Annotated in this window: 15 protein-coding genes; 10 read left to right on the forward strand and 5 right to left on the reverse strand. The window is 63.1% G+C overall.

The features are described from left to right. Positions 1-16 precede the first annotated feature (16 nt). The 3 genes from AC1DVW_RS05575 to AC1DVW_RS05585 are packed head-to-tail and all read right to left on the reverse strand — an operon-like array spanning position 17 to position 2,712. Complete coding sequence (locus tag AC1DVW_RS05575; RefSeq protein WP_477321745.1) at positions 17-1,255, reverse strand: NAD(P)/FAD-dependent oxidoreductase; 1,239 nt, start codon at positions 1,253-1,255, stop codon at positions 17-19. Next, entirely contained in the window at positions 1,252-1,566 is a 315-nt protein-coding gene (locus AC1DVW_RS05580; protein WP_477240629.1) for a MocE family 2Fe-2S type ferredoxin, read from the reverse strand. The genes AC1DVW_RS05575 and AC1DVW_RS05580 overlap by 4 nt, the downstream gene beginning before the upstream one ends. Positions 1,567-1,617: 51 nt before the next feature. Further along, positions 1,618-2,712: a fatty acid desaturase family protein gene (locus AC1DVW_RS05585; RefSeq protein ID WP_477241844.1), complete on the reverse strand. Its 1,095-nt coding sequence runs from the start codon at positions 2,710-2,712 to the stop codon at positions 1,618-1,620. Positions 2,713-2,896: 184 nt separating this feature from the next. Between AC1DVW_RS05585 and AC1DVW_RS05590 the strand changes: the two genes are divergently transcribed. From AC1DVW_RS05590 to AC1DVW_RS05620, 7 genes are all read left to right on the forward strand, one after another. Further along, a complete protein-coding gene (locus tag AC1DVW_RS05590) occupies positions 2,897-3,928 on the forward strand; it encodes a LacI family DNA-binding transcriptional regulator (protein ID WP_477240631.1) in 1,032 nt (343 codons plus the stop codon). A 303-nt stretch (positions 3,929-4,231) separates the two neighbouring features. Further along, on the forward strand, positions 4,232-5,173 hold the full coding sequence (locus tag AC1DVW_RS05595) for a sugar ABC transporter substrate-binding protein (RefSeq protein ID WP_477240633.1): 942 nt from the start codon (positions 4,232-4,234) through the stop codon (positions 5,171-5,173). Between the two features lie 100 nt (positions 5,174-5,273). Further along, the gene (locus tag AC1DVW_RS05600; protein ID WP_477321747.1) at positions 5,274-6,344 is read left to right on the forward strand and encodes an ABC transporter permease; all 1,071 of its coding nucleotides are present in this window, start codon (positions 5,274-5,276) and stop codon (positions 6,342-6,344) included. A gap of 2 nt (positions 6,345-6,346) precedes the next feature. Next, complete coding sequence (locus AC1DVW_RS05605; protein WP_477240637.1) at positions 6,347-7,114, forward strand: ATP-binding cassette domain-containing protein; 768 nt, start codon at positions 6,347-6,349, stop codon at positions 7,112-7,114. A gap of 121 nt (positions 7,115-7,235) precedes the next feature. Continuing rightward, a complete protein-coding gene (gene iolG / locus AC1DVW_RS05610) occupies positions 7,236-8,231 on the forward strand; it encodes an inositol 2-dehydrogenase (RefSeq protein ID WP_477240639.1) in 996 nt (331 codons plus the stop codon). Between the two features lie 30 nt (positions 8,232-8,261). After that, entirely contained in the window at positions 8,262-9,056 is a 795-nt protein-coding gene (locus AC1DVW_RS05615; RefSeq protein WP_477321749.1) for an SDR family oxidoreductase, read from the forward strand. Between the two features lie 194 nt (positions 9,057-9,250). Then, positions 9,251-10,342, forward strand: a complete 1,092-nt coding sequence (locus AC1DVW_RS05620; RefSeq protein WP_477321751.1) for a 3-deoxy-7-phosphoheptulonate synthase — start codon at positions 9,251-9,253, stop codon at positions 10,340-10,342. 10 nt (positions 10,343-10,352) lie between these two features. Here AC1DVW_RS05620 and AC1DVW_RS05625 read toward each other — a convergent pair whose 3' ends face one another. Further along, complete coding sequence (locus AC1DVW_RS05625; RefSeq protein ID WP_477321753.1) at positions 10,353-11,462, reverse strand: Gfo/Idh/MocA family protein; 1,110 nt, start codon at positions 11,460-11,462, stop codon at positions 10,353-10,355. Positions 11,463-11,618: 156 nt separating this feature from the next. Here AC1DVW_RS05625 and AC1DVW_RS05630 point away from each other — a divergent pair, with 156 nt between their 5' ends. Beyond that, entirely contained in the window at positions 11,619-12,464 is an 846-nt protein-coding gene (locus tag AC1DVW_RS05630; protein ID WP_477241846.1) for a MurR/RpiR family transcriptional regulator, read from the forward strand. Here AC1DVW_RS05630 and AC1DVW_RS05635 read toward each other — a convergent pair. Then, positions 12,461-13,369, reverse strand: coding sequence for an AraC family transcriptional regulator (locus AC1DVW_RS05635; protein WP_477322626.1), 909 nt, complete (start codon positions 13,367-13,369; stop codon positions 12,461-12,463). The two genes, AC1DVW_RS05630 and AC1DVW_RS05635, sit on opposite strands and share 4 nt — an antisense overlap. 120 nt (positions 13,370-13,489) lie before the next feature. Between AC1DVW_RS05635 and AC1DVW_RS05640 the strand changes: the two genes are divergently transcribed. Both AC1DVW_RS05640 and AC1DVW_RS05645 read left to right on the forward strand, forming a co-directional pair. Further along, positions 13,490-14,218, forward strand: coding sequence for an SDR family NAD(P)-dependent oxidoreductase (locus AC1DVW_RS05640; protein WP_477274277.1), 729 nt, complete (start codon positions 13,490-13,492; stop codon positions 14,216-14,218). A gap of 151 nt (positions 14,219-14,369) precedes the next feature. Then, the gene (locus AC1DVW_RS05645; protein WP_477321755.1) at positions 14,370-16,304 is read left to right on the forward strand and encodes a bifunctional 5-dehydro-2-deoxygluconokinase/5-dehydro-2-deoxyphosphogluconate aldolase; all 1,935 of its coding nucleotides are present in this window, start codon (positions 14,370-14,372) and stop codon (positions 16,302-16,304) included. Positions 16,305-16,317: the final 13 nt, after the last annotated feature.

Below are 16,317 nucleotides of genomic sequence, written 5' to 3' on the forward strand. Positions count from 1 at the left end.
GATGCGTTGATGCGGTCTACGCCGCCAGCAACGACTTCAGCTTGACGGTCTGCGAGCCGAGCGCTTCCGGCGTCGGCTTTGCCCGCTTGCCGATCAGCATCTCGGCCAGCCTGATGTCGCGGGCGACCGCATTGCCGGGGCCGATGCCGCTCGCCGCCACCAGCCTGCCGTCCTCAGCCAGGTGGAACAGGATGAAGGCGCCGTCGTCGAGATCACGGCGCACGACGCTGCGGCCTTCATCCGAAAGGCCGGCGATCTGCAAGCTCAGGCCATATTGATCCGACCAGAACCACGGCACCGCTGCATGCGCCTCGCGGGCGTCCAGCATGTTTCTCGCGGCAAGCGCGCCTTGCTCCTGTGCGTTGCGCCAGGCTTCGAGCCGCACCCGCCTTCCGCCATGGACGGCCAGCGGAAACGAGCAGCAATCGCCGGCGGCATAAATGTCGGGATCGCTGCTGCGCAATTCGCCATCGACCGCGATGCCATTGTCGATCGTCAGCCCCGCTTCCGCGGCAAGTCCGGTCACCGGTACGGCGCCGATGCCGATCACCGCAAGGTCGGCGACGATGTCGCGCCCGCCGGCCAGCGTGATGCGCACCTGCGCACCGTCGTCGGCGATGGCCGCGATGCCGTCACCGCACAGGATGGTCACGCCTTCGGCTTCATGCGCCGCGTGGATCACCTTAGCGATTTCGGCCGGCACGCCGCGCATCAGAATGCGCGGCTGCGCCTCGATGACGGTGACATCGGCGCCCAATTTGCGCGCTGCTGCGGCAAGCTCGAGCCCGATGAAGCCGCCGCCGACGATGGCGATGCGGTTGCCGGCCCGCAAATGGGCGCGAATGGCCAGCGCGTCGGCAAAAGTTCTGAGATAGACGCAGCGCGGCCCAAGGCCCGGCATCGGCAGCTTGCGCGGCGTCGAGCCGGTTGCCAGAAGCAGTCTGTCATAAGGCAGCACCGAACCGTCCGACAGGCGCACGCTGTGTGCTGTGCGGTCGATCGACACGGCCTGGACCGAATGGATATGTCTGATCGATTTTTCGGCCAGCAAGGCCTCGCTGGCAATCGCCTTGATCTCGGGCGCGTCGCTGACCATCGCGTCTTTCGACAGCGGAGGCCGCTCATAGGGCAGATGCGGTTCGTCACCGACCAGCGTCACGGGGCCGTCATAGCCAAGGTCGCGCAGCGCCAGCGCCGCGCGCCCGCCGCATTCGCCGGCACCGATGATGACCATGCCTTTTGTCATCGCCATCATCCGATCTGGATCAGCACTTTGCCGGCGTCGACCTTGACCGGATAGGTCTTCAGGTTGACGCAGACCGGCGCGCCCCTGGCGTCACCCGTCTTGTAGTTGAAGCGGCCATTGTGTTTCGGGCATTCGATGATGTCGTCCATCACCAGCCCGTCGGCCAGATGCACCTTCTCGTGCGTGCACAGCCCGTCGGTGGCGAAATAGTCGTCATCGGGGCTGCGATAGATGGCGAAGGTGCGGCCGCCGTGGTCGAACCGCATCACATCCTCTTCGTCGATGTCTCCGGCCGCGCAGGCTTCGACCCAGTCGCTCATTAATTCCTCCCGGTAGAATTTGGCCCGTCAGCTGCCCGTTACGGGCTGCTGTCATTCCGCTGCCTTCGCAGCAGCAGGGTCGCTGTGGAATTCGCCACGATAGGGCCGCGCCGTCGGCGGCAGCTCGCGCTTGAGGAAATAGTCTTCATTGCGCAACTGGCGCAGGAAAGCCGGTATCATCTCGCGATAGCCGGCCAGGATCGACGGCGTTGGCGCCGGCAGATCGTGCTTGATCAGCTCATGCAGCTTCGGCAGTGCGTGATAGGGCACCATCGGGAACATGTGGTGCTCCACATGGTAGTTCATGTTCCAGTATATGAAGCGGCTGATCGGGTTCATCAGCACGGTGCGGCTGTTGAGCCGATGGTCGATGACGTTGTCGGCGAGGCCGCCATGCTGCAGCAGGCCGGTCAGCACATGGTGCCAGGCGCCGTAGAGCCTGGGCAGGCCGACCAGCATCAGCGGCAGGAATGAGCCGTAGTACAGCGCCAGCGCGATGGTGGCGGCATAGATCGCCGTCCAGATGCGGGCAATGCGGATCGCCTTCGGCTGCTCCTGCTCGGGAATGAAGGTCTTTTCCGCCGGGCTGATGTTGCCGGCCGCGTTGCGCAGCATGTCGCTCATCGCATGCCAGGCATCCAGCACGCCGACGAAGGCCAGCGCCGTACGGATCAGGTCCGGCGGCCGCATCACCGATATCTCCGGGTCGCGGCCGACGATGATGGTGTCGGTATGGTGCCGCGTGTGGCTCCAGCGCCAGGTCACTGGATTGCGCATGATCATGAAGCAGGCGATCTGATAGATTGCATCGTTCATCCACTGCGTCCTGAAGGCCGTGCCATGGCCGCATTCGTGCCAGCGGGAATCGGTAGAAGAGCCGTAAAGCGTGCCGTAGACGAAAAAGAACGGCACGCACCACCATGTGCCCCAGAACCAGGCGCCGCCGGCCGCGCTGAGGATAAGGGCCGCAAGCCAGATGATGGTGTCGCGGATCGCCGGCTGGTCCGAGCGCTGCATCAGCTCCTTCATCTGCTTGCGCGAGACATCGGTGTGATACCACTCCGCCGCCGACAGCCCGGTCTCGACGGCGAGCCTGGCGTCGCGGCCGATCAGGCTGTAGTCGCGCCGGGACGGTGCTGCTTCCATCACTGCCGTCATCGAGGTTCCTCCATCGCGCCTTGCGATCAGCCCACAACGGAAGCTCGGGCGCAATGGCTGGCGTCGGATTCCAAAATAGCGCCAAGCCATGATAGTCTCAATATCACAAAGATAGTTTCTATCATTTCATATCAGAATGAGGTACTCTTTGTCCTCAAGCAGTGGAGGATCCATGGCAAAGCGGCCAACCATCACCGATCTGGCGCGCATCTCGGGCGTCAGCGTCGCCACCGTCGACCGGGTGTTGAACAACCGGCTGCCGGTGCGCGAGGAAACCGCGCGCCGCGTCTATGAGGCAGCGACCGGTATCGGCTATCACGCTGCCGGTCTGATCAAGCAGCGCATGCGCCAGGAATTGCCCGAATACCGCCTCGGCTTTCTGCTGCTGCGCGGCAATGATGTCTTCTACGGCGATTTCGCGCGGGAACTGGAAGTGGCGGTCTCGCAGTCGCAGCGCTTCCGCGGCGTCGCCACCATCGACTTTGCCACTTCGCTCGCCGCCGACGAGATCGCCGCCCAGATGCGCAAGCTGGCGGCGAAATCCAGGGCCATCGCCGTTGTCGGCCCGGACCATCCGACGCTGACGGCAGCCGTCGAGGCGCTGAAGGCGAGGGGGCAACCGGTCTTTTCCCTGCTGTCCGACTTTGCCGCCGGCATTCGCGAGGGCTATGTCGGCCTCGACAACCGCAAGGTCGGTCGCAGCGCGGCCTGGATGATCGCCAAGGCGGCGCCGAAGCCCGGCAAGGTAGCCCTTTTCGTCGGCAGCCATCGCTTTCACGGCCATGAGCTGCGCGAGATCGGCTTTCGCTCCTTCTTCCGCGAACATGCGCCTGAGTTCACGGTGATGGAAACGCTGGTCAATCTGGAAGCCAACCAGGTGACCCACGATGCGATGATCGATCTCCTGGCGCGCTATCAGGATCTTGCTGGCTGCTACGTCGCCGGCGGCGGCATGGAAGGCGCGGTCTCGGCGCTGCGGGCGGCGAAGCCGGCAAACATGCCGGTGGTCGTCTGCAACGAGATCAACGCCGAATCGCGCGCGGCACTTGCCGACAACATCCTGACGATGGTGATCTCGACGCCGCTCGCCGCACTGTGCCGCGAGCTGGTCGGTCTGATGGCGCATGCCATCGAGGCCGGCGCCGCCAACGCGCCGGGCCAGACCTTTCTGCCCTTCGACATCTATCTTCCGGAAAACATTTGACCCCTCGCCGGCGCGAGTCGGCCGCCGGAAATGATAGAATCTATCAGAGCAGGCCGAAAATCCGCCATCCGACCGCGGAATCACCCTTGACGTCCTGACAGAAAATGGAATAAAAATTTCACCAACTGGGCATTTTGGTTCTTTCGTTCCGGAACATCTGTTTCAAACTGAGCGCCTGGCGTTCCAATTGCGCGCAAAAGGCCATCCGGAACTGAAACGACAATCGGGAGAGATTCCCTGGGAGATCGGGGATTCCGGGTAGAATCGGTGCAGCCGGACACCAATGTGTGGAGGAGAACGAAAATGAAGAAACTGCTTTTGGGCGTCGCCTTTGCGGCGCTGATGAGTTCGTCGGCTCTCGCGGCCAAGGTCGGCGTGTCGATGGCCAAATTCGACGACAACTTCCTGACCGTGCTGCGCAACGGCATGATCGAGCAAGCCAAGGGCATGAGCGGTGTCGAGCTGCAAGTGGAGGACGCGCAGAACGACGTTGCCAAGCAGCTTGACCAGATCAAGAACTTCGCCGCCTCGGGCGTCGACGCGATCATCGTCAACCCGGTCGACACCTCGGCCACGCAGGCGATGTCCGACGCCGCCGCCGCCGCCAAGATCCCGCTGGTCTACGTCAACCGCGAGCCGGTCAATGTCGACACGCTGCCGGACAACCAGGCTTTCGTCGCTTCGAATGAGGCCGATTCCGGCACACTCGAGACCAAGGAAGTCTGCCGCCTGTTCACCGAAGCCGGCAAGAAAGAAGCCAATGTCTATGTGATCATGGGCGAACTGTCGAACCAGGCCGCGGTGCAGCGCACCAAGGACATCGACGATGTGATCGCCACGCCGGAATGCAGCTTCATCAAGATCATCGACAAGCAGACGTCGAACTGGAACCGTGACGAAGCCCAGAACCTGATGACCAACTGGCTGTCGACCAACAAGCCGTTCGACGGCGTCATCGCCAACAACGACGAAAGCGCCATCGGCGCGATCCAGGCAATGAAAGCCGCCAACATCGACATGAAGACGGTTGTCGTCGGCGGCGTCGATGCCACTCAGGACGCGCTTGCAGCAATGCAGGCGGGCGACCTTGACGCGACGGTGTTCCAGGATGCCGCCGGCCAGGGTGCCGGTGCTCTCGACGCCGCGCTGAAGCTCGCCAAGGGTGAGAAGGTGGAACACAAGGTCTACATCCCCTTCCAGCTGGTCACCCCGGCAAACATCGACAAGTTCCTGAAGAAGAACTGAGGCTTCGCAACGATCGGGAGCGGCGCGAAAAAGCGCCGCTCCTCCTTTCCCGACCTGCCCGAGCGGGCGGCGGAAGCGCGGCCGACGGAGGACAGAAGACGTGGCACAGACATCTCATGGCGTCGGCGGGCTCAGCTATGATGCGAAGAAGCGCGCATGGCCGGCTGAGTTCAACGTGTTCCTGGCGCTCATCATCCTCGTCGGCGCCTTCGAACTGATCGGCCGGGTCTTCCTCGGCGACAGTTTCCTTTTCAACACCCGCGACAATGTCGACGCGATCTTCAACCAGCAGCGGCTCGAGATCATCATCCTGCAGGTGTCGATCGTCGGCATCATCGCCATCGGCGTGACGCAGGTGATCATCTGTGGCGGCATCGACCTGTCTTCGGGCTCGATCGTCGGCGCTACGGCGATGATTGCCATGAGTTTTGCCCAGGTGGCGACGGTCAACGGCAACCCGAATCCCAAGGCGATGTTCGTCGGTTGGACCGACCTGCCGGTGATCGTCCCGGTGTTTGTCGCCATCGGCTGCGGCCTGCTGGCCGGCCTCGTCAACGGCGCACTTATTGCCTATACGCGCATTCCGCCCTTTATCGCCACGCTCGGCATGATGGTCACCGCGCGCGGCATCGCCAAATGGTGGTCCAAGGGCCAGCCGATCTCGTTTCCGACAGACGGTTTCGCGGCAATCGGCAAGGGCCTGATGCCGGTCGTCATCTTCATATCGCTGGCAATACTGTTCCAGCTGATCCTGACCTACACCAAATACGGCAAGCACTGTTATGCTATCGGCTCCAATGAGGATGCCGCGCGCATGTCTGGCATCAACATCGCCAACCACAGGATCCTCGTCTATGCCATCGCCAGCATCCTCGCCGCGCTCGCCGCCGTCGTGCTGTGCTCGAAGAACCTGACCGCCCAATCCGGCATGGGCGTGATGTACGAACTCGACGCCATCGCCATGGCGGTCATCGGCGGCGTCTCGCTGTCGGGCGGCCGCGGCTCGATCATCGGCACGGTGATCGGTTCGCTGATCTTCGGCGTCATCATCTCCGGCTTCACCTTCCTGCGCCTCGACGCCTACTACCAGGAGATGGTCAAGGGCGTGATCATCGTCGGCGCGGTGGTTCTCGACCAATGGCGCCAGCGCCGGCGCGCGATAGGAGGTTGATCATGTCGGACATCGTTCTGAAGACCGAAAACCTGACCAAGCGCTATGGCGGCGTGCATGCGCTCGAAGGCGCGAATTTCGAACTGCGCAAAGGCGAGCATGTCGCCATCATGGGCGACAACGGCGCCGGCAAATCGACCTTCGTGCGTCAGATCACCGGCGTCGAACAGCGCACCGACGGCAAGGTCTGGTTCGACGGCAAGGAAGTGAACTTTTCCGGCCCCATCGAAGCGCGCGAGGCCGGCATCGAGACCGTGTTCCAGAACCTGGCGCTCGCCGACGATCTCGACGTGCCGTCCAACCTGTTTCTCGGCCGCGAGAAGGTGCTGTTCAATCTCGGGCCGTTCTCGATCCTCGACCGCAAGTTCATGCGCAAGGCGACCGAGGCGGCGCTTGTCCGCACGGCGGTCAAGATCCCCAATCTGTCCAGCACCATCCGCCACATGTCGGGCGGTCAGCGCCAGTGCGTGGCGATCGCCCGCACCGCGACCTTTGCTTCCAAGCTCATCATCATGGACGAGCCGACGGCAGCGCTTGGCGTGCAGGAGACGGCGCAGGTCGAAAACATCATCCGCACGCTGAAGGAAAATGGCGAGCCGCTGATCCTGATCAGCCACAACATGCGCCAGGTGTTCGACCTGGTCGACCGCATCGTCGTCTTCCGCCGTGGCAAGATTGTCGCCAATCTGCGCAAGCAGGACACCGACGGAAACGATATCGTCTCCTACATCACCGGCGCCAAGACCGGCGAGGCGGAACTCGCGGCATAAACAGGGTGGCCATCCGGTTTCCGGGACGATCTGCCGCGTTCAGAAATAGCCTTGCCACCTTCCCCCAATAGGAAGGTGGAGACACAATTCTCTCGAACCCATCCCCTTAGAGGAAATTTCCATGACTGTTCGTTTCGCCCTCCTCGGTGCCGGCCGCATCGGCAAGGTCCACGCCCGCGCCGTCGGCTCCAATCCGCAGGCCAAACTGGTTGCCGTTGCCGACGCCTTCGAGAAGGCGGCGACCGAACTGGCTTCGGCTTATGGCGCCGAAGTGCGGACCATCGACGCGATTGAAAAATCAAAAGACATCGACGCCGTCGTCATCTGCACGCCGACCGATACCCATGCCGATCTGATCGAGCGCTTTGCCAAGGCCGGCAAGGCGATCTTCTGCGAGAAGCCGATCGACCTCAACGTCAAGCGCGTCGAGAAGTGCCTGGCCGTGGTCGAGAAGGCCAAGGCGACGCTGATGGTCGGTTTCAACCGCCGCTTCGATCCGCACTTCGCCGCCGTGCGCAAGGCGATCGACGACGGCGCCATCGGCACCGTCGAGATGGTCACCATCACCTCGCGCGATCCCGGCGCGCCGCCGATCGACTACATCAAGCGCTCGGGTGGTATTTTCCGCGATATGACCATCCATGATTTCGACATGGCGCGCTTCCTGCTCGGCGAAGAGGTGGTAGCGGTCAGCGCCCATGCCTCGGTACTTGTGGACAAGAAGATCGGCGAAGCCGGCGATTTCGACTCGGTCAGCGTCATCCTCGAAACCGCTTCGGGCAAGCAGGCCGTCATCTCCAACTCCCGCCGCGCCACCTATGGCTACGACCAGCGCATCGAAGTGCATGGTTCCAAGGGCATGGTCGCCGCCGAAAACCAGCGGCCGGTGTCGATCGAGGTCGCCAATGACAAGGGCTACACCCGCCCGCCGCTGCACGACTTCTTCATGACCCGCTACCTCGACGCCTATGCCATCGAGATCGCCGCTTTCATCACCGCGGCAACGAGCGGCAAGAAGGCGGCGCCGAGCGGGGCCGACGGCCTTGTCGCGCTGAAACTGGCGGATGCGGCACTGAAGTCGGCGACCACGGGCAAGACCGTCCGTCTCGACAAGTAAGAGCACTTAGGAAGAACCAGGAGCAAAGTGATGAGTGTATCGGCCGGTCGCAATTCAGAAACGCGCGCCATCGTCACCGGCGGCGCGCAAGGCATCGGCTTTGCCGTTGCCGAGGCGTTGGCCGACGAGGGTTGCCGGGCATTGGCGCTTATTGGCCGTTCGCAGGAAAAGGGCGACAAGGCCGTTGCCCATTTCAAAAAATTAGGCGTCGACGCGATCTTCATCAGCTCCGACGTTTCAAAAGTGGCCGACTGCAAGCGCGCGGTCGAAACCGCGATCGCGCATTTCGGCACCATCAACGCGCTGGTCAATGCCGCCGCCACTTCGGCCCGCGGTTCGCTGGTCGAAACCAGCGAAGAGCTTTTCGACACGATCTTCGCGACTAATGTGCGCGGACCGTTTTTCCTGATGCAAGGCGTGGTGGCGCACCTGCTCGAACGCAAGGCGCCGGGCTCGATCGTCAATGTGCTGTCGATGTCGGCGCATGCCGGCCAGTCCTTCCTGACGCCCTACTCCACCAGCAAGGGCGCGCTGATGACGCTGACCAAGAACGTAGCCAGTTCCTATCGGCGCAATCGCATCCGCTGCAACGCCGTGCTGCCGGGCTGGATGGACACCGAAGGCGAAGCGATCGTGCAGAAGAAATGGCACGATGCGCCGGACGACTGGCTGGCAAAGGCCGAGGCCGCGCAGCCGATGGGCCAGCTGGTGAAGCCGGCGCAGCTTGCCCGGCTGATCAGCTACATGGTCAGCCCGCAGGCTGGCGTCATGACCGGATCGCTGGTCGACTACGACCAGAACATTGCCGGGGTGATCGGCGAGTAGTGACAAACGCCTTCGCTTCGACTATATGAGCCTCATGATCAACCTGACCGCCAAATATTGGTACTTTAGGAGCTCGCTGGCGGCGGGAGGATTGCGCTCGATCTGAAGATTGCAGCATCAAAATCCGAACAGCCGCCAGACCTGGCGGCTTTTTTGTTTTTGCCGGCAGGTCTCCCAAACAGGAGCAGAAAGCCGTGTTGACCACCACAGATGATCTTCGGGTCAAGGAAATCAGGGAATTGAGTACGCCGGACCAGGTGATGCGGGAGATCCCGCGCACGCTGACGGCGACGCGCACCGTCAGCGCATCACGCAACGCCATCCATGCCATCTTGAACGGGACCGATGACCGATTGCTCGTCATCGTCGGCCCGTGTTCGATCCACGATCCGGTCGCGGCCGTCGACTATGCCAGCCGTCTGGCGGCGCTGCGCGAGACCCTGTCCGACCGGTTGGAGATCGTCATGCGGGTCTATTTCGAAAAGCCGCGCACCACTGTCGGCTGGAAGGGCCTGATCAACGATCCCGACCTCGACGGCAGCTTCAACATCGACAAGGGGCTGCGGATGGCTCGCAACGTGCTATCGGCCGTCAACAATCTCGGCCTTCCCGCAGCGACCGAATTCCTCGACATGACGACGCCGCAATACATCGCCGACCTCGTCGCCTGGGGCGCCATCGGCGCGCGCACCACCGAGAGCCAGATCCACCGCGAACTCGCATCGGGTCTCTCCTGCCCGGTCGGCTTCAAGAACGGCACCGACGGCAATCTCAGGATCGCCGCCGAAGCGGTGAAATCCGCCGCCCAGCCGCATCATTTCATGGCGGTGACCAAGGGCGGGCGCAGCGGCATCGCGACCACCACCGGCAATGAGGACTGCCACGTCATCCTGCGTGGCGGCGTTCAGCCGAACTATGATGCGGCGAGTGTCGCGGCAGCCTCGGCGGAACTCGCCCGCATCGGCGTCGCACCCCGGCTGATGATCGATGTCAGCCACGCCAACTCGGCCAAGAAGCCGGAGAACCAGCCGAAAGTGGCCGCAGATGTGGCGGGCCAGGTCGCCGCAGGCGACGAGCACATCATCGGGGTCATGATCGAGAGCAATCTCGTTGCCGGCCGCCAGGACGTCGTGCCCGGCAAGCCGCTCGTCTATGGCCAGAGCATCACCGATGGCTGCATCGACTGGGCGACCACCGAAACGGTGCTGCATGGCCTTGCTGGCGCCGTCGAATGGCGCCGCTCAGCCCGCCGCACCATGATGGAGAGCCGGCCGGGAGCCGCCTGACGAGGAGGCGCTACCTCACCTCCACCCAGCGCTTCTCCTCGAACGAGCGCGCCATCGCATGCACGGTGCGCTCGATTTCCAGGCCTTCGTCGAAGTCGATGATGCGCGCCGGCTTGCCGGCGAGGCGCGTCAACAGTTCGCGGCATTCGATGATCTTGAGATCGTTGAAGCCGAGGCCATGGCCAGGCGCCGGCAGGAAGCTGTCATAGGGCTTGTGGTGCGGCGCCACCAGGATGGTGCGGTAGCCTTGCTCGGTCGGCCGGTCGGCGGTGAGATAGAGCTGGAACTCGTTCATCCGCTCCTGGTCGTAGAGGATCGAGCCTTTCGAGCCGAAGATCTGGATGGCGATGCGGCCCTTGCGGCCCCAGGCCGAACGGTTGACGAGCAGCGTGCCGGCAATGCCGTTTTCGAGATGCATCAGCACGCTGGCAATGTCGTAGGTTTCCACCGCGCGGCGCCCGCCGGAGGCGACCTTGCGGTCGGCATAGGGCTTGGCCATGTCGCACATGGCGCGGCCGACACGGCCGAACAGCACCGAAATCAGCGACAGCGGATGCACGGCGAAATCGTCGAGCGCGCCATAGCCTGACGAAGCCTCATGCTTCCAGAAGAACAGCGCCTCCGGGTCGGCCATGAAGTCCTCGTCCATCTCGATGCGCACAAGGTTGACCTCGCCGATGATCTTCTCGTCGAGCAGTGCGCCGATGTGACGGATGGCCGGATTCTGGATGTAGTTGTAGCCAAGTGCGGCCACCTTGCCGGATTTCTTCGCCGCCGCAGCCATGGCTTCGGCCTCGGCAAAACTTGGCGCCATCGGCTTTTCGCACCACAGATGCTTGCCGGCTTCGAGGATGGCGATGGCCATTTCCGGATGGAACTGGTTCGGCGTGGTCAGCGAGACGATATCGACGTCCGGATCATTGACGACGGCGCGCCAGTCGCCGGAGGCCTTGGCGAAGCCGAACTCGCCCGCCTTGCGCCTGGCCAGGTCCTCATTGACCTCGCCAAGATGGACGAGCCGTGGCTTGGCCACGTCTGGAAAGACGGCGCCTACGGCACTCCATGCGATGGCATGGCACTTGCCCATGAAGCCCGTGCCGATAAGACCGACTCCGACCATTTCCCTTGTCTCCGCTGGCTGAAAAGTGTCGCGTGGATGAATTAGTCCATTTTTCTCAGGAATGGAACGCCTGCCTCATTTATTATGGCGTTCTTGCGCAGCCTCGCTATGATGAGGCAGAGAGGGTACCGACCGATGAGCCTGGGCAAAGCGACGATGGACGAACGGGTACCTCGCGATTTTGAGACGCTGCGCGCGACGATCCTCGAGCGGCGCGAAACCTTGCCCAAACGCATCGCCCAGATCGCCGCCTATGCGCTCGACAATCCCGACGACATCGCCTTCGGCACCGCCGCCAGCATCGCTGCCTCGGCCGGCGTGCAGCCTTCGACCTTGATCCGCTTTGCCCAGCAGCTCGGCTTCGATGGCTTCACCAGCCTGCAGTCGGTGTTTCGCGAACGCCTGCGCGAACGCAATTCGTCCTATGATGAAAGGCTGCTGGCGTTGCGCGCAAAGGCCGAGGAAGGCGCCGGCCACCGGGCGATCTTCGACGGTTTTGTCGCCGCCGCCAGCACCTCGCTCAACGACATCTCACGCACGCTCAACGAACCGCATTTCGAAGAGGCGATCGCTCTGCTGGCGAAGGCGGAGACCATCTATGTGCTGGCCAAGCGCCGCTCCTATCCGGTGGCGTCCTACATCGCCTATGCGCTGGGCAAGCTCAAGATCCGCAACCAGCTGATCGAATCCGCCGCCGGCCTGAACGCCGAGATGATCGGTTTTGCCACGCCGCGAGACGCCGTCATCGCCATCAGCTTCTCGCCCTATGCGCCGGCGACCATCGAGGAAGCCAAGACCATTTCGGAGCAAGGCGTGCCGATCGTGGCGATCACCGATAGCGCCTTTTCGCCGCTCGCCCAGTTCGCCAAGGTCTGGTTCGAAGTCGCCGAGGCCGATTTCGCCGGCTTCCGCTCGCTGTCGGCGACGATGGCTTTGGCCATGGCGCTGACCGTCGCCGTTGGCGAGAAGCGGCGTGACGGCGGCCGCAAGCGCAAGGCCTAGATAACCTCGACGGCCGCTTCGCCTCTCGCCACAAGCTGCGCCGCGTCGCGCCCTGGTGGTGACCCGAACTGACGGGCATATTCCCGGCTGAACTGTGAAGCGCTCTCATAGCCGACGGCAAAGGCGACCTGTGCCACATTGCCTGGCTGGGCAACCAGCAGATGGCGGGCCTCCAGCAGCCGAATCTGCTTTTGATACTGGATCGGGCTCATAGCCGTCGCCGCCTTGAAGTGGCGATAGAATGCGGCATTGCTCATATGCGCGATGTCGGCCAGATCCTCGACCCGGATTTGCTGATGGCAATGCGTCCGGATCCAGGCGATCGCCTGGCGTATTCGGGACAGATGGCCATCGATCCGCGCAAGCTGGCGCAGCTTTCCGCCTTGGGGGCCTTGCAGCAACCGAAACAGCATCTCGCGTTCAAGCATGGCCGCCAGCACCGGAATCTCCGCTGGCCGGTCAAGCAGCCGCATCATTCGACGCAACGCATCGAGCAACTCGTCATTGACCGGAGAGGTGGAGAAATTGTCGCCGCTAAGGGCCGGTTCGTGCTCGACGAGGAGTTCGGCGACAGTTTGCAGATCAAGGCTGAAGCCGATGGCCAAGTAGGGACGCGCGGCGCTCGCTTCGACCAACTGGCTGATGGTCGGCGTGTCGACAGTGTAGATGAAATAGCTGGCTGGATTGTAGCGAAGGGATCGGTCACCGATCAGGACCGTCTTGGCGCCCTGCAGCACGAACAAGATTCCCGAACCCCACACGCCCGCCAATGGTGCCGTGGTGACTTCACTGCGGCCGATCGATACGCGGGGGATAGCCGTTGCTGTTCGTCGCCCGCGCGCATGGCGGCCGGCGATATCGATCAGCTCTCGCAGGGGTTCACTCATGGCACGAGCATCGCGCATCGCCACGCGCCGCGCAACCATCGTGAGAGGATTAGGCAAGAGCGAGAGAGGTTTCGGCGCGCGACGTTTCCTGTGCTGCTCCAAATGGATGCCTTCCGCACGAGCACAGGAGACACTGACATGATGACATCGAAAAGCGCTCTGGTGACCGGCGCCAACAAGGGCATTGGCCGCGAAATCGCCCGGCGACTGGCGACGATGGGCTTCAAGGTCTGGCTCGGCGCCAGGGACGCCGAACGCGGCATGGCAGCGACGCAAGCCTTTCGCGCCGAAGGCCTGGACGTTCAATGGCTCGAGCTCGACGTCACACAGGATGAAAGCGTGGCGGCGGCCGTCAAAATCGTCAGCGCGGACAGTTCCTGCCTCGACGTGCTGGTGAACAACGCCGGCGTCGCTATCAACTACGATCCGCCGCCAAGTCGGCAGCGTGTTGCCGACATCCAGGCCACCTATGACGTCAATGTCTTCGGCCCGATCCGCGTGACCCAGGCGTTCCTGCCGCTACTGCTTGCAGCGCCGGCCGCCCGCATCGTCATGGTCAGCAGTTCCACCGGCTCCATCGGACGCGCGCTCGACCCTGCCACCGCCAATTCTGCCGTCAACCTGATGGGCTATGGCAGCTCCAAGACTGCCTTGAATGCCATCACCGTGGCCTTCGCCAGGGAACTCGAGGGGCAAGGCATCAAGGTCAACGCTGCGGCGCCCGGCTACACCGCCACCGATCTCAACGGGTTCAAGGGCCACCGCACGGTGCAGCAGGCGGCCGAGATCGTCATCCGCCTGGCCACCCTGGACACCGATGGTCCGACCGCGGGATACTTCAACGATGAGGGCCCGCTTGCCTGGTGAATTTGGGGCCTGGTGAAATTTGGCGGCAGTTTTCGGCAAAGGAATGCTCATTCCATATTGACTATGGATTGGAATTATTATTTCATATTGGGAGCATCACGCTGCCGCTCGCGCGTGTTATCAAAGACAACAAGGCCGACGGGAGGTTCCAATGAGCGAAGCCGTGGACGCAAAACAGGCGCCGCTCGACGTCATCACCATCGGTCGCGCTTCCGTCGACCTTTACGGCCAGCAGATCGGCTCGCGCCTGGAGGACATCACCTCCTTTGCCAAGTCGGTCGGCGGCTGTCCAGCCAACATCTCCGTCGGCACCGCCAGGCTCGGCCTGCGCTCGGCGCTGCTCACCCGCGTCGGCAACGAGCAGATGGGCCGTTTCATCCGCGAACAGCTGAAGCGCGAGGGCGTTTCGGTCGATGGCCTGAAGACCGATCCCGACCGGCTGACGGCACTGGTGCTGCTGTCGGTCGAGGAGGAAGGCGTCTCGCCGATGATCTTCTACCGTTCGGACTGCGCCGACATGGCGCTGTCGGAAGAGGATATCGATGAGGCGTTTATCGCTTCCGCCCGCGCGATCGTCGTCACCGGCACGCATTTTTCACGGCCCAACAGCGACGCGGCGCAGCGCAAGGCCATCCGCATCATCAAGGCCAAGGGCGGCAAGGTGGTGTTCGACATCGATTACCGCCCCAATCTCTGGGGTCTCGCCGGCCATGCCGAAGGTTTCGAGCGTTATGTGAAATCCGACCGGGTCTCCGCCCAGCTGAAGACGGTGCTGCCCGATTGCGATCTCATCGTCGGCACCGAAGAAGAGATCATGATTGCGTCGGGCGCCGATGATTGCCTGAGCGCGCTGAAGACGATCCGCTCGCTGTCCAAGGCCACCATCGTCCTGAAGCGCGGCGCCATGGGCTGCATCGTCTATGACGGACCGATCAGCGACGATCTCGAGCACGGCATCGTCGGCAAGGGCTTTCCGATCGAGGTCTACAATGTACTCGGCGCCGGCGACGCCTTCATGTCCGGCTTCCTGCGCGGCTGGCTTGGTGGCGAAGACCATGCAACGGCGGCGACCTGGGCCAATGCCTGCGGCGCCTTCGCCGTGTCGCGCCTGGTCTGCGCGCCGGAATACCCGACCTTCGAGGAATTGCAGTTCTTCCTCAAAAACGGCTCCAAGCATCTGGCGTTGCGCAAGGACGAGGCGATCAACCACATCCATTGGGCGACGACGCGCCGTCGCGACATTCCCTCGCTGATGGCGCTGGCCTGCGACCACCGCATCCAGCTCGACGATGTCGCCGCCAAGGCCGGCGCCAACCCGTCGCGCATCCAGGATTTCAAGGTGCTGACGGTGAAAGCCGCGGCCAAGGTCGCCGCCGGCCGCGCCGGCTATGGCATGCTGCTCGACGAAAAATACGGCCGCGACGCCATGTTCGAATATGCCCGCCATTCCTTCGCCTGGCTCGGCCGTCCCGTCGAATTGCCGGGCTCGCGGCCGCTACGCTTCGAATTCTCGCAGGATATCGGCTCGCAACTGGTCGAATGGCCGGTCGAGCACTGCATCAAATGCCTGTGCTTCTACCACCCCGACGATCCGGCGGCGCTGAAGGAAGAGCAGCAGCAGAAGCTGCGCGCTCTGTTCGAAGCCGCGCGCAAAGTTGGCCGGGAACTTCTCATCGAGATCATCGCCGGCAAGCATGGCAAGCTCGACGACACGACCATCCCGCGGGCGCTGGAGGAACTCTATGCGCTCGGCATCAAGCCCGACTGGTGGAAGCTCGAACCACAGGCTTCGGCCGGCGCCTGGGCCAGGATCGAGGCGGTGATCCTGAAGCACGATCCGTGGTGCCGCGGCGTCGTGCTGCTTGGACTGGAAGCGCCGCAGGACGAATTGGAAGCGGCCTTCGCCGCCACTGCCAAGGCGCCCATCGTCAAGGGTTTCGCCGTCGGTCGCACCATCTTCATCAACGCCGCCGAACAATGGCTGGCCGGCAAGATGACGGACGACGAGGCGGTGGCCGACATGGCGTCGCGCTTCGAGAAGCTGACCGAGGCGTGGCTTGCCGCGCGTGGCCGCAGAGCAGCATAACAAGGCGCGGCAT

This window comes from Mesorhizobium sp. P3_B5, from assembly GCF_056402815.1.